Origin of the sequence: Williamsia muralis (assembly GCF_002735905.1) — a bacterium.
GTDB lineage: Bacteria > Actinomycetota > Actinomycetes > Mycobacteriales > Mycobacteriaceae > Williamsia > Williamsia muralis_A.
Window position 1 is genome coordinate 1089099 of the sequence record NZ_PEBD01000010.1, and the last position, 19738, is coordinate 1108836.

The window sequence follows — 19738 nt, forward strand, 5'->3', positions numbered from 1 at the left end:
AAGCCGTCACGTCAGGTCGAGCGCGTCCTCCCCGGGCAGGACGATGAAGTCGGTTGCGGGATCACTCATCTCGGACAACCGGCTGTAGTGCATCTTGAGGCCCGCATCGCCGAGTAGGCCTTGGTGGATGGGGAAGGCCACCCTCGGCGAGACTGCGCGCAGATAGTCGATCGCCTCGCTGATCTTCATCCACGGCGCCATGGTCGGCATGGCCAGCACGTCCACCTCCACCTCCGGCACGAACAGCGAGTCCCCGGGGTGCATCAGTTGTGCCCGACCGGCATCGTCGCCCAACAGGTAGGCCACGTTGTCGATGGTGGGGATGTCGGGGTGGATCACCGCGTGGGTACCGCCGGTGATGCGAGCCGTGAGGCCGCCGACGGCGAACTCGTCGCCCGGGTGGGCTGCGGTCCACGAGCCTGCGACGTCGTCGTCGTTGAGCTGACGGGTTGTCTGCGGATCCGCGTACAACACCGCGTCGGGATTGCCGGCGACCAGATCGGGCAACGCCGCGACATCCACGTGATCGGGGTGCTGGTGCGTGATCAGGATGGCCTCGAGCCCGGTGAGTCCAGTGAAGCCGTGCGAGAAGTTGCCGGGATCGAAAAGGATTGTGGTGCCGTCGTGTTCGACCAGGATGCAGGAGTGCCCGAAGTGTGTGATCTGCATGGTGTCAGTATGCGCCGTCGCCCTGCCGTAGCGACGAGAGAACGGCCGTATGCAAGGCGCCGTTCGTGGCGATCGCACTCCCGCCGTGGGGGCCGGCCGTTCCGTCGAGCGAGGTGAACGTCCCGCCCGCCTCACGCACCAGGATGTCCAGCGGCGCGAGGTCCCACAAAGACACCTCAGGCTCCGCGGTGATGTCGACCGCGCCCTCGGCCACGAGGCAGTAGTTGTAGAAGTCGCCATAACCGCGGACCCGCCAGACAGCGTCGGTCAACGCGATGAACTGATCCCGGATCCCGCGGTCGCGCCACCCCGACAGGCTCGAGAACGCGAGGCTCGCCGCGTCGAGTTCGGTCACCCGCGACACCGTGATCGGTCGCGCCGAACCGTCCGGACGCTGCGCGAACGCGCCCTCGCCCGCCGAAGCCCACCACCGGCGCGCGAGCGCGGGCGCGCTGATCACACCCACCTGCGGCACCCCGTCGACGAGGAGCGCGACCAGGGTGGCCCACACCGGCACCCCGCGCACGAAGTTCTTTGTGCCGTCGATCGGATCGATCACCCACTGGCGACCGCTGATCTGCGCCTCGCCTCCGAACTCTTCGCCGAGGACCGCGTCGTCGGGACGCAGGTCCGCGAGCCTCTCGCGCAGCGTCGTCTCGACGGCGAGGTCGGCGTCGGACACCGGGGTCAGATCGGGTTTGGAGTCGACGCGCAGATCCACCGCACCGAAGCGGTCGATGGTGATGGCGTCGGCGGCGTCGGCCAGTGTCAGCGCCACGTCGAGGTCGGACTGCGTCGGCGAGGTCATGGACGCTAAAACTACAGACACCTGCTTGCCGGGCGTTGTCGCCAGGTGGTCCGGCTAACCTGATGACAACCGACAGGCGTGCCGCGAACGACCGGACCGGCGACCGCTTCCGACCCCAGGAGTGCGATATTCATGTGGTTCTCGATCATCATCACGCTGATGCTCGCCGGGTTGCTCGCGGTGCTGTTGATCCAGTGGCAACGCGGACGGTCCGGTGGCGCCGCTGCCTCTCGCGAGGGCAACGCCGCATTCACCGATCGGGTGCCCGGCACCCTCACGCTGACCGGGGTGGCGGACAAACCCATCGAAGGTGACAAGAACCACCAGGCCTTCTGCACTGTCTCGGGCACGATCACCGGACCGGACACAGCCCCGACCGATGTCTACGGCCGGTTCGTGATGCCGATGTCGTCGGCGTGGCCGCAGATCGGCGACCAGGTCCCGGTCACCTACAAACCGGGTAAGGCCGAGTCGACCTGGCAGATCGCCGGGTCGATCGGCGGTGGTCCGGGCACGTCGGGTCCGGACCTGCGTAAGCACTGATCCTCGAGAGTCACGCTGCGGCGGTCGCCGCCATGGTCCCTAAGGACCGGTAGCCTGGGTGACCGTGCATCCAGACGTTTCAGCAGACCTCGACGCCCTCGACTCGACCCTCACCACAGTGGAGAAGGTGCTCGACCTCGAGGAGCTCCGGCGACGGATCGACGAACTCGAACACCAGGCCGCCGATCCGGAGCTGTGGAACAACCAGGAACACGCCCAGCAGGTCACCAGCGAGCTGTCCCACGCCCAGGGTGAGCTGCGGCGCGTCTCTGAGCTGAGGCAGCGGCTGGAAGATGTGCCACTGCTCTACGAATTGGCCGAATCCGAGGAGGGCGCCTCCCAGACCGAGGCGATGGCCGACGCCGACGCTGAGCGCGTCGCACTGCGGGCCGACATCGAGGCGATGGAGGTCAAGACGATGCTGGCGGGTGAGTACGACCACCGTGACGCGCTGGTCAACATCCGATCCGGCGCCGGTGGAGTGGACGCCGCGGACTGGGCCGAGATGCTGATGCGCATGTACATCCGCTGGGCGGAGAAGCACAACTACAAGGTCGAGGTGTACGACACCTCCTATGCAGAAGAAGCCGGACTCAAGTCGGCCACCTTCGCGGTCAAGGGGCCGTACATGTACGGCACGTTGTCCATCGAGATGGGCACCCACCGTTTGGTGCGGATCAGTCCGTTCGACAACCAGGGTCGTAGGCAGACGTCGTTCGCAGAGGTCGAGGTGCTCCCTGTGGTGGAAACCACAGACCACATCGAGATCCCGGAAACCGAACTGCGCGTTGATGTTTACCGTTCATCCGGCCCTGGTGGACAGTCGGTGAACACCACGGACTCCGCTGTGCGCCTGACCCACATTCCCACCGGTATCGTGGTGACCTGTCAGAACGAGAAGAGTCAGTTGCAGAACAAGGTAGCCGCCATGCGCGTGCTGCAGGCCAAGCTGCTCGAGCGCAAACGCAAGGAAGAACGCGCCGAGATGGACGCCCTCAAGGGAGACGGCGGATCCAGCTGGGGCAACCAGATGCGGTCATATGTGCTGCATCCCTATCAGATGGTCAAAGACCTACGGACCGAGTTCGAGGTGAACAACCCCACCGCGGTCCTCGACGGCGACATCGACGGGTTCATCGAATCCGGCATTCGCTGGCGGATGGCCCAAAACGCCTGATGCCGCACAACGCCTGACCGCGCCACCCGCCTGAACCGGTGTCCACCGGCCGCGTGCTCCGAGTAGGCGCCCGGACGGTATTGGCTCGATCCCGAACACGACCCGGAGGAGCAACCCGATTTGATGCAAGACCTCGTCGCGCTTGTGACCGCAGCGCCGGAAACCCCGGCCGGAACCAGTCGCTTCGTCCGATGGCTGTCCCTACAGGGACTCACCATCGTTCTCTGGGTGCTCGGCGCCCTGCTCGCGACCCGATTCATCCAGTGGGTGGTCGGACGGATCACCGCGCGCATCGACTCGCAGTTCACCGAATCCGATGCTCTCGTGCGCTCGGAGGCGATCAAGCATCGCCACTCGGTGGCGCAGATCCTCGCCTGGGCGGCGATCGCGATCGTCTACATCATCGCCGGCTTCAACGTCGTGCGGCAGTTCAACGTCCCCATCACCGGGTTCGTCGCGCCCGCGACAGTGCTGGGTGCGGCACTCGGTTTCGGTGCGCAGCGCATCGTGCAGGACCTGCTTTCCGGATTCTTCATCATCACCGAGAAGCAGTACGGGTTCGGAGACGTGGTCAGCCTGGCCATCGTCGGCGCGACCGAACCCGCCGAGGGGACGGTGGAGGACGTCACACTGCGCATCACCAAACTGCGCTCCGCCGATGGCGAGATGATCACCATCCCCAACGGCCAGATCGTCAAGGCCATCAATCTGTCGAAGGACTGGGCGCGCTCGGTGGTGGACATCCCGTTGCCGATCGGTGCCGACATGAGCAAGGTGAACGACCTCATCGCCCAGATCGGACACCAGGCGTTCACCGACTCCCGGACCCGCAACCTGTTGCTCGATGAGCCGACCGCGATGGGTGTGATCGACATCGAGGTGGACACCATGACGGTCCGCATCGTCGCCCGCACCCTGCCGGGCAAACAGTTCGAGGTGAGCCGCGACCTCCGCTCGCGCATCGTCCGGGCATTCGGTCGCGCCGGTATCGCACTGGCCCCGGGCAGCGTCATCGAAACCGATTCCGTGTCACCCGTCGCAGCCGAGGAGGGAAGCCGATGACCGACAACCAACAGAACCCGGACAACGAGCCGTTGAACTCGGCGAACATCCCCGCCGGCGGTACGCCCACGCCGGCCGGCACAGAGGCCGAGGACCGCCCAGCGTGGTGGCACCGGATCCCGCGCACACTCTTCGGAGGCAGGGTTCGTACCACCACAGCAGCGTTGGTGTTGCTGTTCATCGGCGCGATGCTCCTGTATGGCCAGCGGTCGGAGTACTACAGCAATCTCGACGACGAGAAGGCGCAGGCGACGACCAGCCGGCAGCAACAGGTCCCCACCACCACACCGCCGCCTCCGGAGACCACAGAGGAGACGACAACCGCTACGACGACCACGCCCGAGACCACCGAGTCGTCCGTGGAGGTCGGGCCGTCCTCGAGCTCGTCGACCATCGATACCACGGTCCCCACGCAGACCGAGCAGCCCCGGGGCGGGCTGATCCCGGGATTGGAGATCCCCACCCCCAGCATCGCGAGGTGATCCCGGTCCCCGGGCCCGGGCAAGTCTGAGCCGGATGGCCAAGATCCGTGGTTACACTGGCAGACCGTGATCAGCGTCAAGAATGTGACGATGCAATACAAGGCATCGACCAGGCCCGCCTTGCGAGATCTTTCTCTCGAGGTGGACAAGGGCGATTTCGCGTTTCTCATCGGCCCCTCCGGATCAGGTAAATCCACCTTCTTCCGGCTCCTGTTGAAGGAAGACAAACCCACCTCGGGTGATGTGTATGTGGGCGATTTCCACGTGAACAAACTGCCGGGCAGACGCGTGCCGAAGCTTCGCCAGTCCATCGGATGTGTATTCCAGGACTTCCGGTTGCTGCAGCAGAAGTCGGTGGCCGAGAACGTCGCGTTCGCCCTCGAGGTGATCGGTAAACCGAAGAGCACCGTGTCGAAGGTGGTTCCGGAAGTTCTCGAGTACGTCGGTCTGTCCGGCAAAGCAGATCGCATGCCTTATGAGCTCTCCGGCGGTGAGATGCAGCGGGTTGCCATCGCCCGCGCCATCGCGAACCGGCCGCTGCTGCTGCTCGCGGACGAGCCCACCGGCAACCTGGATCCCGACACCAGCCGGGAGATCGTCGAGGTGCTCGATCGGGTGAACCGACGCGGGACCACGGTGGTGATGGCAACACACGACCGCCAGATCGTCGATGCGATGCGGCGCCGTGTGCTCGAGTTCAGCAACGGCCGTCTCACCCGTGACGACGCCCATGGCGTCTACGGGCTCGGCGGCTGAGCCGACTCCGACCCTTCGACTTCACCTACTTCTGTAGTCCCGACCGGGAGGACACCCGAACTCACATGCGCGCGAGTTTCATATTGAGCGAGGTCCTGAACGGACTGCGCCGCAACGTCACGATGACCATGGCGATGACCATCACCACCGCGATCACGCTGGGCATGTTCGGCGCCGGGTTGCTGGTGGTGCAGATGGCCGACAAGACCCAGGACATCTTCCTCGACCGGGTGGAGATGCAGATCTTCATCTCCGATCCGGTGACCGACGCCGACCCCGACTGCAAGGCCGCGCCATGTGCGCCGCTGCGGGAGCAGATCGAAGCTGCCCGTGGCGTGGAGTCGGTGCAGTACATCGACCGCGCCGAGGCGTTCAAAGACGCCAAGACCAAGACGTTCGCGAACAACCCGGACATCGCCGCACTGGTGCGGGAGAACACTCTTCCCGCGTCGTTCAAGGTCAGGATGGCAGACCCGAACCAGTTCGGTGCGGTCCTCGATCAGTTCAAGGACGCCGACGGAGTGGACGGCGTCCTCGATCAACGCGAGCTGGTCAAACGGATCTTCAGCGTCCTCGACGGGGCACGTAACGCTGCCTTCGCCATCGCGCTGGTGCAAGCGATCGCCGCGATCTTGTTGATCGCCAACACTGTTCAGGTGGCTGCCTACACCCGACGGACGGAAGTGGGCATCATGCGCCTGGTGGGTGCGACACGCTGGTACACCCAGCTGCCGTTCCTCCTCGAAGCGGTGGTCGCGACCGTGGTGGGTTCACTGCTGGCCATCGCGGGACTATTCGGAGCCAAGGCGTTGTTCTTTGACCGGGCACTGCAAGACCTCTATGGGGTGAACATCCTGGCCAAGATCCAGACGGCCGATGTGTTGTTCGTGGCTCCGTGGCTGATCATCATCGGCGTGGTGCTCTCGAGCGTGACGGCATACGGCACGCTGCGGTACTACGTCCGCGAGTGACCCGGCCGTTCTCAGCCGGTAGACAAATCACGCGACGTCCAGACGCAGCGTGTGTAGTGTTGCGTGGCTCGGTGAAATGAACAGCTCGGCGCACCACAAGCGCCAGAAGACGGGACGAAGGTAGGTGAATCGATGAAGGAAAAGGGTCGCAAGGCGATTGCGACGAACCGTAAGGCGCGGCACAACTACGCCATTCTCGACACCTACGAGGCGGGCGTCGCGTTGCTGGGCACCGAGGTGAAGAGCCTGCGCGATGGTAAGGCGTCACTGGTCGATGCCTTCGCCACCGTCGACAACGGCGAGGTGTGGTTGCGGGGCCTTCACATCCCGGAGTACGGCAACGGTTCGTGGACAAACCACGCTCCCCGCCGCAATCGCAAACTGCTTTTGCACCGCCGCGAGATCGATGGCCTGATCGGGAAAATCCGTGATGGCAACCTGACCCTGGTACCGCTGTCGATGTATTTCAGCGATGGCAAGGTCAAGGTGGAATTGGCGCTGGCGCGCGGTAAACAGGCTCACGATAAACGGCACGATCTGGCCCGTCGCGACGCCGAACGCGAGGTCACTCGCGAATTGGGTCGGCGCGTCAAGGGAATGCGTTAAAAACAGCCACCGCATATTCGGCGTCGCCGCCTGAATTGATCTTGGGCAATTCATCGATTTGTCCACCGTGCTTTTTTCTGCGATTTGTTCGTGGGTTCCGCGCGCACAGCCATGGCTCTTCGCCCGGCGGGTGATCGGGCGCCGGCCGAGAGTCGCTCGGCCGCAAGCGGACACGAACTACCTCATCGCACGGTCCGCCGTGTCCCGGACCGCTTCGGGCGATGAAGATCACATTCATGGGTCTCGGTGGCCCAAACCTCAAGTGCTGAGCCGACGCGAACGATTGCGTTCACCTGTCGCGCCCAGCAATTTGTGTGCGCGTGCCTTTCTCGCCGCGCGCCGTTCAATCGGATGACAGATGATCGCCATGTGTGATTTCTCCGAAAGCCCTCGTTGATGCGGGTGGCCAATCGGCCGTTTTCGGGCACATCGTAAAGAACATGACGCCCTTTGTGGTGCGTGTCAAAACAGGAGCAACCGAGCATGAATCGAACGCGAGGCCACACCGGTGGTCTCACCTCTTTGCCGGCCAGACGCCGTTTACGGGGTTCTGTGCTGGGCGTTGCCGCGGTAGCGGCGGCGGCGATCTCGCTGACCGCCACACCGCAGGTCGCATCGGCCCGGCCGATCAGTGACTGTCCAGACCTGCACGTGGTGGTGGTACCGGGCACGCTCGACTCGAGCGTCAACCGGGACCCGCACCAACAGGCCGGAGTTCTGGCCCCCACGATCGAAGAAGCCGGGCGTGGGGTGCCACCAGGGGAAATGCAAACCACCTATGTCCCGTATCCGGCAGACTTCGGCTACACCGCCGACGGGACCACATACGCCAATTCCTCTGCGCGAGGAGTCGAGGCCACCAACGCCCAGATCCGCCAGATCGGAGCGCAATGCGGACCGGGGACCGACATCGCAATCGTCGGTTACAGCCAGGGCGCCGATATCGCACACAAGGTCGCCGCGGACATCGGTGAGAACCGTGGGCCCGTGGCGCCCGGCCGGGTACGCGGCGTGTACCTGATCTCCGATCCCAACCGTGCCGCCGGTACGGGTCTCGTACCCGGGGCGCCGGGCCTTCGGGCGCCGCTTAACGGGGCTCGCACGTTGTCCGATACCACTGAGGTCGCGGTCGGCGGCGGCATCGGGTCGGCTGGATCGACCGGATTCGGCGCGCTCACCGGTCGGGTCGTATCTCTCTGTGAGACAGGCGACTTCGCGTGCTCGATCCCCGAGGATGCACAGGTGGTCCGGACGGGCGCGAACATCGCCGAACAGATGCACATCGACACCACCGACCCGTCAGGCATTGCGTCTGATCTCGGGAACGCACTTGCCCTTACGGCACTGCGGACCGGTGCGTACGTACTCGCCACGCCGGACTGGCTGTCGGGTTCGGAGTCGCTCGGCCAGGCGGTGGAGAAGAACAGTTCGCCATCACTGGCCGTGCCCACCCCGGACGATTTGTCTGTCTCCGGAGTGCTCGGCTTCGTGGTGGATCTGCCCGTCTCCTGGGAGGCAAGACTCCAGTACGAGAGGGAGGCCGGCCTCCGAGACAATCTCGGCCTCGTGACGATGGCAACCGAACCCAGCTACTGGTACCCGGGGCCGAGTCACGTCAGCTATTTCGACCAGCCTGCCGATTCGTCGGGGCGTACGGGTTCGGAATACGTGAGTACGTGGTTGCGGGAGTCGGCGGTGAACGATTCGCCGGCAGGCGACACTCCGATGGCGTCCATCGATTCGACGGTCGATCAGACGTCGGATCCGTTGGTCGATCAGGCAGCGGACGCAGTCGAGATCGCAACGGCCGTCGTCGAGAGCGTGGGCGTGGTGGCACCGCAACTTCCCGAGGTGGTCGACGTGGTGCTCGACTCGGCAGAGAAGGTGATCACCTCGCGTGACCCGCTCGCCGAGGCACTGGCAGTGATCGGTACAGCCGTGCAGCCGGCCTGATCACAGCGCCCGAGAGGGTGACGACACTGCGGCCCGAATCGGAATGGGAATGATTCGGGCCGCAGTGCTTGTTACGATGTATGTCTGCCGTACTTCGGTGCGGTGGAACCTATCGAGGGGCTGAACGGTTTCGACTGCGTGCGTCAAGGTAGGGGAAGCGTGTCGGTGCAGGCTAGAGACCACCGTAAGCGTCATAGCAACCAATTAAGCGCCGATAAGAATCAGCGCGACTACGCCCTCGCTGCCTAAGCGACGGCTGGTCTGTCGGCCCGGGTGAGCTCTCGCCCCGGGTACCGGCATCATTCAGAGAGCTAACCGTTGCGGGCGGTCGCGGACCGCAATGGGACATCAAACAGCGACTGGGATCGTCATCTCGGCTTGTTCGCGTGACCGAGAGATCCGAGTAGAGGCTTAGCGAACTGCACACGGAGAAGCCCTGCTGAAACGGCGAAGGACCCGGGTTCGATTCCCGGCAGCTCCACCGTCAGATCACGGATTCGGGGGGAGAACCAAACAATGGTTCTCTCCCCGTTTCTGTGTCCAGGGCACAACCAATGAGGAGAGTACGACGATGACTCAGGTTCCGAACATCACTCTCAACGACGGGAACACCATTCCGCAGCTGGGATTTGGCGTGTTCCAGATCAAACCCGAAGACACCGCCGATGCGGTCAAGACGGCACTCGACATCGGCTACCGGCACATCGACACCGCAGAGATGTACGGCAACGAAAAAGAGGTGGGCGAAGGCATTCGCGCCTCGGGCATCCCGCGCGACGAGATATTCGTGACGAGCAAACTGAACAACTCGTTCCACGAGCCCGATGCTGCGCGTAAAGCGTTCGACACCACCCTGTCCGATCTCGGGTTCGACTACATCGACCTGTTCCTCATCCACTGGCCGCTGCCCACCCAGTACGGCGGCGACTACGTCTCCACCTGGAACACGATGATCGAGTTCGCGAAGTCGGGCCGATCGAAGTCCGTGGGTGTGTCGAACTTCCAGGTGGAGCACCTCGAGCGGCTCGCCAAGGAGACCGAACTGGTGCCGGCGGTCAATCAAATCGAGGTTCACCCGTATCTGGCCAACGACACCGTGCGCAAGTACGGCAAGGACCACGGCATCGCGACCGAGGCCTGGTCACCGATCGCGCAGGGCAAGGTGCTCGACGATCCGGTGATCACCGACCTGGCCGCCGAGGTCAGCAAGACTCCGGCACAGGTTGTGTTGCGCTGGCACATTCAGCGCGGCGACATCATCTTCCCGAAGTCGGTGACCCCGAAGCGGGTGCAAGAGAACTTCGCGCTGTTCGACTTCGAACTCGACAGCGACGCAGTTGCCACGATCGACGCGCTCGACAAGGGCGAGGACGGTCGGGTCGGCCCGAACCCCGACACGTTCGACTACGTCGGCTGACCGCTGCCGCTGACCCCTTAGGCCGAAATTCGCGCCGATTACTTCGAAACGCTCCGGTTGCAACCGGGGCGTTTCGTCGTAGGTGGCGCGAACTTCGACTACAGGAAGCTGCGGACGAAAGTGAGAGCGGTCGATTGCCACGTCCAGACGTGGTCGAGCATGGCGTGACCGCCGCCCTCGATCGGCACGAACTCGGCGTCGACCCCACGTTCGCGGAGTTGGGTGATGCCCTTTTCCGTTCGGGCCGAATACGTTCGCTGGTCGGCAGTCCCGTGCAGCGCCAAGACCCGTGCCTCGCCGTGGATGTACTCCCAATCCGCGTGCTGCCACCATGGCGCCAAGGCGAGGACGCCGGCCACCCGCTTGTCGGCGGCGAGGTGTGCGGCGACCCTGCCGCCCATCGAATGGCCGACCAGGATCACCGGGCAATCCGGGTGCCCGTCGATGAGGTGGTCCAAGGCGGCTTGGGCCGGAGCAAGGGGACTGTTGTGCTCGCCGTTCCACCCGTGGACGTCGTAGACGGCCTGGTGCACCACCACTCGCGGAAGCGCACGCAGCGACAACGTGAACGGGTACATCCGCATCGGCGCGGGTTGGCGTCGGCTGAACGGTGTTGTCGAGGTGTCGGTGCCACCGGGCAACACCAAGACCGACGCCGCCACCGGCAAACCGGGTATCAGCATGTGCTGGGTGCCGGCGCCCCTGCCAGGCGGTCGTTGAGATAGCTCAATGCGATCGGGACACCGGACGCGATGGTGGAGCCGTGGTCACCGGGGACGATCACCGTCTGTACCCGCGTTCCCTGTCGGCACCAGTGTGCAGCGGTGGCCAGCACCCGGGACGTGGGAGTGAGCTGGTCATCGGCGCCTTGGTAGAGCAGCACCGGCATTCGCGGCGCGCCTGGGAACATCTGGACGCTGTTGCGGTTGAGGGCATCGACCCCGGCCTGGGTGTTGGCGAGGGTCCCCGTGTTGACCACGTCGGCGATCTTCATGTCGGCGCCGGCATCGATGATCTGGTCGGTGCACGCGTTGCGGATCTGATTGGCCAGCGCCGCCCCCCGATCGTTCAGTTGATCAGACAGCGACACCTCGTTCGGGTACTCGCGTTCGAGCCCGAGGGAGGCTGCGAAGCCCAGGCCGAACAGCGGGTTCGGAGCCACCCCCAGCGTGCGGGCGATCGCTTCGAGGTTCACCGGTGTGCCACCTGCGGACAGACCGACGAGATCGAGCTCCGGGGCGTACGTGGGCGCCAACACGCCTGCGTAGGCAGTGGCCATGGCTCCACCCGAATACCCGGCCAGGACCGTGCGAGAATCGCCGACCCGGAATCCGGGACTCGACTGGACGGCCCTGATGGAGTCCAGCGTGATGGTGCCGCCGAGTCGGGCCGCCCCGTATGCGCTGGTCGGTCCGAGGTGGTCGGGAATGTTCACCGCGACTCCACGCGCCAGCGCCAGACCGATGAGTTGCTGCTCCTGCAAACCGCCACGGAAGATCTGATGCGACGGCGCGCACTGCGGCCCGAGCGAGTTGGTGAACGGCTGATACGACAGCAGGTCGTGGCGGGCCCCGCCGTCGGGGACAATGACCGTCGTGACAGCGGCAATCGGCTCACCCTGCGAATTGGTACTGCGGAACAACACCTTCTGGGCGCTGGAGCCGGGGAACGGACTCGGCAGCGGTTGCACGCGGAGCACGTCACCGTTGGCTGCACCCTCGATGCCCGCCGGCTCTGCATAGAACGGATCCGAATCGGTGGCAGGCATGAACGGGGCAGCGCTTGCGGGCGCAGCGGTGAACCCGATGGCGGCGGCGGTTGCGAAGACGGCGGCCGCGACCTTCACTCCCAGCCCACGCCGAAACTGCGTGTGAACGCGCATTGATGTGCCTCCGTCACCCCGACCGAGGTCGTCCGCCCAGACGTTTGGAGCGGTGTTCGGGAGGAGTGTAACCCGCGCCAACCCCATGGCGACCGCGATCGGTGGCAGAATTCAGAGGTCCAGTCAAAGACGCCGAGGATTGTGACCGCCGCCCGCCGGCCGGTCGCAGACAACCGGAAGGATTTTCAATGGCTCACCCGCGTGCGGGGACCCTGGCACTACCGGAAGATCTGATTGATGTGTCGGCGGTGATCGACGCCTACTACTCGGAAAAGCCTGACCCGGAAAACCCTTCCCAGCAAGTCGTTTTCGGCACGTCGGGCCACCGCGGTTCCAGTCTCGACGGTGCGTTCAACGAGGACCACATCATCGCGACCACCCAGGCGATCGTCGAGTACCGCACCGTCGCCGGCATCACCGGACCGCTCTTCATCGCCCGCGACACCCACGCGTTGTCGCTGCCCGCATGGCAGACGGCCATCGAAGTCCTGGTGGCCAACGATGTCCGTGTCCTGGTGGACAACAAAGACCGATTCACTCCGACACCGGCGTTGAGTCATGCGATTCTCACGCACAACCGCGGCGGGGGACCGAGTGCCGATGGGATCGTCGTCACGCCGTCCCACAACCCTCCACGCGACGGCGGCTTCAAGTACAACCCGCCCAACGGTGGACCTGCCGACACCGACATCACCTCGCAGGTCGCCGCTCGCGCCAACGAGTTGTTGCAGAGCGGTCTGGGCAGCGTCAGACGAATCCCGTTCGAGCGGGCCAAGGAGTCCGAGTTCTACGGGACCTATGACTTCGGCGCCAATTATGTGGACGACCTCAATTCTGTGGTCGACATGGACATCATCAGGAACTCCGGTGTGCGTATCGGTGCCGATCCGATGGGCGGCGCGTCAGTCGGGTATTGGGCTGAGCTGGGTGCGCGCTACACGCTGGAACGACTGACTGTCGTCAATCCCATTGTGGATCCCACGTTTTCGTTCATGACACTCGACACCGACGGCAAGATCCGGATGGATTGCAGTTCCGCGAACGCGATGGCATCGCTGATCGACGCGCGGGACTCCTTTCAGATCGCCACCGGCAACGACGCCGACTCCGACCGGCACGGCATCGTCACTCCCGACGGTGGCCTGATGAATCCGAACCACTTCCTCGCGGTTGCCATCGACTACCTGTTCACCCACCGGCCCGACTGGCCGAAGGATGCGGCAGTGGGGAAGACCCTCGTGTCCTCGTCGATGATCGATCGGGTGGTCGCGGGGATCGGCAGGCAGCTCGTAGAGGTGCCGGTGGGTTTCAAGTGGTTTGTGCCCGGACTGCTCGACGGTTCGGTCGGTTTCGGTGGTGAGGAAAGCGCGGGCGCGTCATTCCTTCGCAAGAACGGGCAGGTGTGGACCACCGACAAGGACGGCATCATCATGGCGTTGTTGGCCTCGGAAATCCTTGCCGTCACCGGCATTTCACCGTCCGAACGGTATGCGCAGCTGGCCGAGCAATACGGCGGGTCGCCCGCGTATGCGCGGCGCGACGCCCCAGCCACCCGCGAGCAGAAAGCGGTGCTCGGCAAGCTGTCGGCCGAGCAGGTCAAGGCGACCGAGTTGGCCGGCGAGGAGATCACCGCAGTGCTCACCGAGGCGCCGGGTAACGGCGCGAAGATCGGTGGTCTGAAGGTGACCACCAAGAACGCGTGGTTTGCGGCCCGGCCTTCGGGTACCGAAGACGTGTACAAGATCTACGCCGAATCCTTCAACGGCTCAGACCATCTGGCTCAGGTTCAGAACGAGGCCCAGGAACTGGTGGACGGTGTGCTCGGATCGAGCTGAGAGACCAGACGCCGCACGGTCTTGTGCGCCCCGCTCCGGTTCGAACCGAAGCGCGACACGCAAGGCCGTGCGTGGACTGGGTCAGCCGCCCGCGGGCACCCCGATCGCGAACCCGACGAGATAGGTGGCGCCGGCCGCGATGACACCGAAAAGGAGTTGTCGCAGCGCGCCTTTCCAGATCGGCCGGCCGGTGATCCGGGCAGCCAGCCCACCGACCAAGATCAAACCGAAGGCACCCACGAGCAATCCCGCTGTGAGCGATTCGAACCCGAGTAGATAGGGGATCAGCGGGAGCACCGCGCCGATCGAGAACATCACAAACGACGAGACCGCGGCCACCTTCGGCGACGGCTTCTCGTCGGGATCGACGCCGAGTTCCTGCGTCAGGTGCAGGCTCACGGCCTTGTCGGTGTCCTGGTGGATCTCGGCGGCCGCCGCCGTCGCAGTCTGCTCCGACATCCCCATCTCGATGAACGCTTCGACCAATTCGCGCAGTTCTTCCTGCGGATGTTTGCGCATTTCACGACGCTCGACAGCTACCTCGGCGTCCACCTGCTCGTTCTGGGTGGAGACCGAGGCGAACTCGCCGAGGGCCATGGAGAACGCTCCGGCCACCAGCCCGGCGACTCCGCTGAGCACGATGGTGTGGCCACTGGCGCCTGACGCGCCGACACCGGCGACGAGGCTGATGTTGGTGACCAGGCCGTCCATCGCGCCGAATGTCGCGGCGCGGAGTCGACCGCCTGCCACGTTGGCGTGGGTGTGCCCGACCTCTTCCACACCAACGTCAGCAGGATGCGGTGTCTGGTCCGGGGTACCTGGAATGGTCACCACGAGATGGTATCGGCCGGTACCTGTAGATCTCCGCTTCGCACGTGTCTGAAGCTGCCCGCTTTTGCTAAGCGACCTCTCAGGCGGTGGTCGTTAGGCTGGTGCGCGTGTGGAGATACGTCGTGAGCGTGCCGGTTCGTATCGGCTTGGCGGCGGTTTGGCTGATCGCCGGCGGCATCAAGGCGGTTGATCCCGACCAGTCCGAGATCGCGGTGAAGGCGTATCACCTCTTTCCGGATTCGACCGCGTACGCGGTGTCGCTGGTGCTACCCATGGCTGAGATCGCGTTGGGACTGCTGCTGTTGATCGGGTTGGCCGTACGTCCGGCGGCCATCGCCTCGGCGGTGTTGCTGGTGCTGCTGATCGCGGCCATCGTGTCGGTGTGGGCACGGGGCTACACGATCGACTGCGGTTGTTTCGGAGGCGGTGGGGAAGCCGATGTGTCGTGGCGGAACTATCTCACCGAGATTCTTCGAGATGTCGGGTTCTTGGCACTGGCAGCGTGGTTGATCGTTTTCCCGCGAAGCCACCTGGCGCTCGGCCCGGGCTCGCGACCACGGGTGGCCCGCGACGACCACGACGATGACTCCAACGACCCCGCGACGGCCGCGGGTGTAGATGATGAAATGGCAACCGAGGAAAAGCATTGAGTAGCAACAACAAGCGACCCGCTCCCAAGACTGCGAAGTCGAAGTACCAGCCCCAGGCGCAATCGAGCACCACCACGTATGTGCTCGCCGGCCTCGCGGTGTTGGTGATCGCGGCGGTGGTCATCGGCGGCATCATCTGGAACAGCCAGCGCAACAAGGGCGGTGCCGACAGCGCCGTGTTGTCCAATTCTGCGACCTTCGTGGTGGGTAGCCCGACGGCTCCGCACACCATCGACATGTTCGAGGACTTCCAATGCCCGGCGTGCGCCAGCGTTGAGAAGCAATCCGGCCAGACGATCACCGACGCCGTCAACAGCGGCCAGCTGCAGGTGCGGTTCCACATGCTGACCTTCCTCAACGAGCAGTCGGGGTCGGGTGACTACAGCTCTCGGGCAGCGGGCGCGATGAAGTGCGTCGCCGACGCCGAGAACCAGGACGTGAAACTTGCGTTCCATTCCAAGCTCTTCGCGGTGCAGCCGAAGGAGGGCGGCGACGACCACGACAACCAGACGCTGGCCGGGTTCGCCAAGGAAGTCGGCGCATCGGAGGCCACCCAGCAGTGCATCGCGGACGGCACTCAGGTGCAGGCTGCCGAGTCCATCGCCGACGAGTCGCAGACCCAGCTTGCCAAGGCTCTCGACGGTCAGGTCGGAACTCCCAGCGTGTTGCAGGACGGCAAGAAGGTCACCATCACCAACGGAACCGGCTGGGTCGATCAGATCCTCGGCGGCGCAAACAACTGACAACATCGCACCCCAGTGAACGCGGGGGAGAACCCGGCCGAAGTCGCCGCTACAGCGGATTTGGCCGGGTTCGCGCCGATGGTGTAATTTCGATCGAGCACGCAGCACCAGGGCAAACAACCTGGCGTGGGTGCAAAAACCGAATACGGGGCTATGGCGCAGCTGGTAGCGCACCACACTGGCAGTGTGGGGGTCAGGGGTTCGAGTCCCCTTAGCTCCACCGTTGAAACAAGATGATCCACCTGTCACGACACTCGTCGTCGGCAGGTGGATTGTTTGTTTGTGGGCCGCGCGAAGCCCGCCGGTAACAACTTTGCGATCATGAACGAGGAATCAAGGAAGACGTTCGTTCGTGAAAGGACCCCGCCGCCGTGAACCTGTCGAAGAGATCTGGGCAACCGGGTCGGGTGTTCCTCATCGCGGCGGCGATACTGCTCGTCGTGGCTGCAGCGTTCGCGTTCTGGCCGGTGGACAACTCGCAGGGCACGGGCTGCGGGAGTTGGGCGCTGAAAGACGACTCGTCGGCGGCGGCAAAGGACTCCGAGTTCAACCTGGGCGACACCACCAAGGACCTGACCCGGGCACTGGCCGATCGGTATCTCGGCGACAACTCCGCCAACAGTCTCGGGCTCGGCGACAACACCAGCCAAGTGCAGGCATGCGAGTCCGCGCGCGGAGACCAGACCAGCGAGGTCGTGATCTTCGGATTGGCCGGAGCGGCTGCACTTGTGGTCGGCTTGATCCGGCGGTATCAACCGACGCGGGCCACGTGACAGGCCACCCACCACCTGACCGGTCACCTTCCATTTGTCGGCCGTAAAGGGTTTGACCCCGGCGATAGTGTCCGACATATGGACAGCAATGCGGGAAAGCCCCGACGTATCGACTCGTTCAAACTCCTGTCGTTCGCTTCGCACATCGACGACAACACGATCGAACAGGCGAAAGAGACCGCGTCGATGCCGTTTGTCCACCCACATGTCGCCCTCATGCCAGATGCCCACTCAGGCAAGGGTTCTGCCGTGGGAACTGTCATCCCCACCATCGACGCGGTGATTCCCGCAGCAGTCGGCGTCGACATCGGCTGCGGAATGATCGCACTGCGAACCCGATACAGCGAGGACGACCTCGCCGGCCATGATCTGTCGGTGCTGCGGGCATCGATCGAATCGGCAATCCCGCTGTCGCCGGGTAACTACAACCTTTCGCTCGACCGGTTCCCGTTCACCGCGGAACGAGTGGCGTCGCTGGCCGCGGACGCCGTGAGCGATCGGGTGGATCTGTCCCACTCACCCAAGTGGCGTGAGCAACTCGGCTCGCTCGGAGGCGGCAATCACTTCATCGAGTTGTGCATCGACAACGTCGGTGGCGTCTGGCTGTTTCTCCACTCGGGTTCGCGAGGCGTCGGCAACAAGATCGCCCAGAAGCACATCAAGATCGCTCAGAAGTTGTGCAAGCAGTGGCATATCGGGCTACCCAACGCCGATCTCGCCTACCTGCCGGCGCAGACACCGCAGTTCGACGCGTACCTGACCGACCTGTCGTGGGCCCAGCGATTCGCGTTCGAGAACCGCGCGGAGATGATGGATCGCTTCCGACAGGTGTTCGCGCAGTGGATCGGCCACGACGGCGATCCTGCCGACATTGCGACGGACTCGGTGAACTGCCACCACAACTACACCGTTCAGGAACGCCATGCGGGTAAGGACGTGTGGCTGACCCGTAAGGGAGCCATCGATGCACACGAGGGTGTGCGTGGTGTGATCCCGGGTTCCATGGGCACCCGCTCATATGTCGTGCGCGGCAAGGGGAATGCTTCGGGCTTGTGCTCGGCTCCGCACGGGGCCGGTCGCCGGTTCTCCCGTACCGAAGCCAAGCGCCGGTTCACCGAGGCAGATCTCGACAAGGCGATGGTCGGCATCGAATACCGGCACGGACCCGACTGGATCGACGAGATCCCGGCGGCCTACAAGGACATCGACGTTGTCATGCGTGACGCGCGAGAGCTCGTGGACATCGAGTTCGAACTGCGTCAAGTACTCAACGTCAAGGGAACCTGAGTTCGCGGGGTGGCTCACTGCTTCGGATCTCGGTCCGCGGCGGCAGCGTCATCGCGTTCGCCTTCGAGCAGGCGCATCACCCTCGCGGCGCTCACGCCGTGCACCACCACCGAAAGCACGATCGTGAAAGACAGTGTGGCCCAAAGCATGTTCGCCTGCGGCAGGTCGGTCTCGGCGACCGCGTAGGCGAGGTAGTAGATCGAGCCGATGCCCCGGACCCCGAAGAACGCGGTGGCCCTGCGTTCTTTGGGGCCGAGGTCGGCGCAACCCTGCAGCGACAGCCACCCGACCACGGGTCGTATGACAAACACCAGGGCCACACCCACCAAGACGCCGCCCCAGGTCAGTTCGGCCAGCAGCCCAGAGGTGAGGGCGGCGCCCACGAGAAGCAGCACAACCAAAGTCAGAACGTGCTCGAGTTGTTCGATGAGACTGTGCATCTCCTCGTGGTAACCGCTGGACCGTTCGACGTTGCGGATGGCCAGTGCGCAGGCGAACACCGCCAGGAAGCCGTAGCCGCCGACGAGTTCGGTGAGGCCGTACACCGCGAAAGTAGCGGCCAGTGCGACGATCGGCTCACCGCGATCGGCCAACCGCGCGTGTTTGATCGGGAAACGAAAGAATCCGCGGCCGAGCAGGTCCCCGGCGAACCAGCCGACCAGACCACCGATCACGATCTTGCCGACCAGCTCCCACGCCAGCCACGGCACGATCCAGTTCTCGATCGGCCCTTTGGTCGCCAGGAATATCGCCAGATACACGAACGGGAATGCGAGTGCGTCGTTCAGGCCGGCCTCGGATGTCAGCGCGAATCGGACCTCATCGTCCTCCTGATGGGAGCCCTCGCCCGAGGTCGGCCCCTCCACCTGGACGTCTGACGCCAGCACTGGGTCGGTGGGCGCCAGGGCCGCTCCGAGCAGGACCGCAGCGGCGGGGGTGAGGGCGGCGGCCCACCAACCGAGTACCGCGACCCCCGCGATGCACAGCGGCATCGCGATGAGCAACAGGCGCCAGGTGGAACTCCAGGTGCGCCAGTTGAGTGGGCGGTCGATGGCCAGTCCCACACCCATCAACGCCACGATGACGCAGGCTTCGGTGAGATACTCGGCCACGGCCGGATGGGATAACGGCGAGACCGGATCGGTTCCGGTGTCCCCGACGATGAGTCCGGTGATCGCTCCGATCGCGAGGACGATCATCGGGGCCGACAAGGCGCGGTCTCGGAAGAGTCGGGGAACGGTCGCAGCGAGTAGCAGCGCGACGCCGGCCGACACGTAGACGATTTCGACGTTC

At 64.4% G+C, this 19738-nt stretch carries 20 protein-coding genes, 1 tRNA gene and 1 other RNA gene; 16 read left to right on the forward strand and 6 right to left on the reverse strand.

From position 1 onward, the window contains the following. Positions 1–6: 6 nt before the first annotated feature. Positions 7–669 carry an MBL fold metallo-hydrolase gene (locus CSW57_RS18560; RefSeq protein ID WP_099384049.1) on the reverse strand — a complete coding sequence of 221 codons (663 nt, stop codon included), beginning with the start codon at positions 667–669 and terminating at the stop codon, positions 7–9. Positions 670–673: 4 nt separating this feature from the next. Beyond that, positions 674–1477: a histidinol-phosphatase gene (gene hisN, locus CSW57_RS18565; protein ID WP_099384050.1), complete on the reverse strand. Its 804-nt coding sequence runs from the start codon at positions 1475–1477 to the stop codon at positions 674–676. A 132-nt stretch (positions 1478–1609) separates the two neighbouring features. On the opposite strand from hisN, the gene CSW57_RS18570 reads away from it, so the two are divergent. From CSW57_RS18570 to CSW57_RS18615, 10 genes are all read left to right on the forward strand, one after another. Beyond that, positions 1610–2020 carry a hypothetical protein gene (locus CSW57_RS18570; protein WP_099384051.1) on the forward strand — a complete coding sequence of 137 codons (411 nt, stop codon included), beginning with the start codon at positions 1610–1612 and terminating at the stop codon, positions 2018–2020. Positions 2021–2084: 64 nt separating this feature from the next. After that, positions 2085–3197, forward strand: a complete 1113-nt coding sequence (gene prfB / locus CSW57_RS18575; protein ID WP_030164377.1) for a peptide chain release factor 2 — start codon at positions 2085–2087, stop codon at positions 3195–3197. A gap of 123 nt (positions 3198–3320) precedes the next feature. Then, positions 3321–4259: a mechanosensitive ion channel family protein gene (locus tag CSW57_RS18580; RefSeq protein WP_099384052.1), complete on the forward strand. Its 939-nt coding sequence runs from the start codon at positions 3321–3323 to the stop codon at positions 4257–4259. Continuing rightward, positions 4256–4741, forward strand: a complete 486-nt coding sequence (locus tag CSW57_RS18585; protein ID WP_099384053.1) for a hypothetical protein — start codon at positions 4256–4258, stop codon at positions 4739–4741. Before CSW57_RS18580 ends, CSW57_RS18585 begins: the two co-directional genes overlap by 4 nt. Before the next feature lie 66 nt (positions 4742–4807). Next, entirely contained in the window at positions 4808–5497 is a 690-nt protein-coding gene (ftsE, locus tag CSW57_RS18590) for a cell division ATP-binding protein FtsE (protein WP_023963123.1), read from the forward strand. Between the two features lie 65 nt (positions 5498–5562). After that, complete coding sequence (ftsX, locus tag CSW57_RS18595) at positions 5563–6468, forward strand: permease-like cell division protein FtsX (protein WP_023963125.1); 906 nt, start codon at positions 5563–5565, stop codon at positions 6466–6468. A 132-nt stretch (positions 6469–6600) separates the two neighbouring features. Next, complete coding sequence (gene smpB / locus CSW57_RS18600; protein ID WP_023963127.1) at positions 6601–7074, forward strand: SsrA-binding protein SmpB; 474 nt, start codon at positions 6601–6603, stop codon at positions 7072–7074. 483 nt (positions 7075–7557) lie between these two features. Beyond that, positions 7558–9027, forward strand: coding sequence for a cutinase family protein (locus tag CSW57_RS18605; RefSeq protein ID WP_099384054.1), 1470 nt, complete (start codon positions 7558–7560; stop codon positions 9025–9027). A 116-nt stretch (positions 9028–9143) separates the two neighbouring features. Further along, positions 9144–9511, forward strand: a transfer-messenger RNA (tmRNA) gene (ssrA, locus tag CSW57_RS18610). Positions 9512–9598: 87 nt separating this feature from the next. Then, the gene (locus CSW57_RS18615; RefSeq protein ID WP_099384055.1) at positions 9599–10444 is read left to right on the forward strand and encodes an aldo/keto reductase; all 846 of its coding nucleotides are present in this window, start codon (positions 9599–9601) and stop codon (positions 10442–10444) included. Positions 10445–10542: 98 nt separating this feature from the next. Here CSW57_RS18615 and CSW57_RS18620 read toward each other — a convergent pair whose 3' ends face one another. Further along, positions 10543–11127: an alpha/beta hydrolase gene (locus CSW57_RS18620; RefSeq protein ID WP_099384056.1), complete on the reverse strand. Its 585-nt coding sequence runs from the start codon at positions 11125–11127 to the stop codon at positions 10543–10545. Further along, entirely contained in the window at positions 11121–12326 is a 1206-nt protein-coding gene (locus CSW57_RS18625; RefSeq protein ID WP_099384601.1) for a lipase family protein, read from the reverse strand. The genes CSW57_RS18620 and CSW57_RS18625 overlap by 7 nt, the downstream gene beginning before the upstream one ends. A 188-nt stretch (positions 12327–12514) precedes the next feature. On the opposite strand from CSW57_RS18625, the gene pgm reads away from it, so the two are divergent. Next, the gene (gene pgm, locus CSW57_RS18630; RefSeq protein ID WP_099384057.1) at positions 12515–14161 is read left to right on the forward strand and encodes a phosphoglucomutase (alpha-D-glucose-1,6-bisphosphate-dependent); all 1647 of its coding nucleotides are present in this window, start codon (positions 12515–12517) and stop codon (positions 14159–14161) included. An 81-nt stretch (positions 14162–14242) separates the two neighbouring features. Here pgm and CSW57_RS18635 read toward each other — a convergent pair whose 3' ends face one another. Beyond that, positions 14243–14992: a VIT1/CCC1 transporter family protein gene (locus tag CSW57_RS18635; protein WP_370623982.1), complete on the reverse strand. Its 750-nt coding sequence runs from the start codon at positions 14990–14992 to the stop codon at positions 14243–14245. Between the two features lie 107 nt (positions 14993–15099). On the opposite strand from CSW57_RS18635, the gene CSW57_RS18640 reads away from it, so the two are divergent. The 5 genes from CSW57_RS18640 to CSW57_RS18660 all read left to right on the forward strand — a co-directional run bounded on the left by CSW57_RS18640 (position 15100) and on the right by CSW57_RS18660 (position 18445). Continuing rightward, positions 15100–15642, forward strand: coding sequence for a MauE/DoxX family redox-associated membrane protein (locus CSW57_RS18640; protein WP_099384058.1), 543 nt, complete (start codon positions 15100–15102; stop codon positions 15640–15642). Further along, positions 15639–16385: a DsbA family protein gene (locus CSW57_RS18645; RefSeq protein ID WP_099384059.1), complete on the forward strand. Its 747-nt coding sequence runs from the start codon at positions 15639–15641 to the stop codon at positions 16383–16385. The genes CSW57_RS18640 and CSW57_RS18645 overlap by 4 nt, the downstream gene beginning before the upstream one ends. A gap of 147 nt (positions 16386–16532) precedes the next feature. Next, positions 16533–16605, forward strand: a tRNA-Ala gene (locus tag CSW57_RS18650). Between the two features lie 151 nt (positions 16606–16756). After that, a complete protein-coding gene (locus CSW57_RS18655) occupies positions 16757–17158 on the forward strand; it encodes a hypothetical protein (RefSeq protein WP_143696577.1) in 402 nt (133 codons plus the stop codon). 78 nt (positions 17159–17236) lie between these two features. After that, positions 17237–18445 (forward strand): RtcB family protein, encoded by a 1209-nt coding sequence (locus CSW57_RS18660; RefSeq protein ID WP_099384061.1) that lies wholly within the window; start codon positions 17237–17239, stop codon positions 18443–18445. A gap of 14 nt (positions 18446–18459) precedes the next feature. On the opposite strand, the gene CSW57_RS18665 is transcribed toward CSW57_RS18660, so the two are convergent. Further along, positions 18460–19728 (reverse strand): cation:proton antiporter, encoded by a 1269-nt coding sequence (locus tag CSW57_RS18665; RefSeq protein ID WP_262982257.1) that lies wholly within the window; start codon positions 19726–19728, stop codon positions 18460–18462. Positions 19729–19738 lie beyond the last annotated feature (10 nt).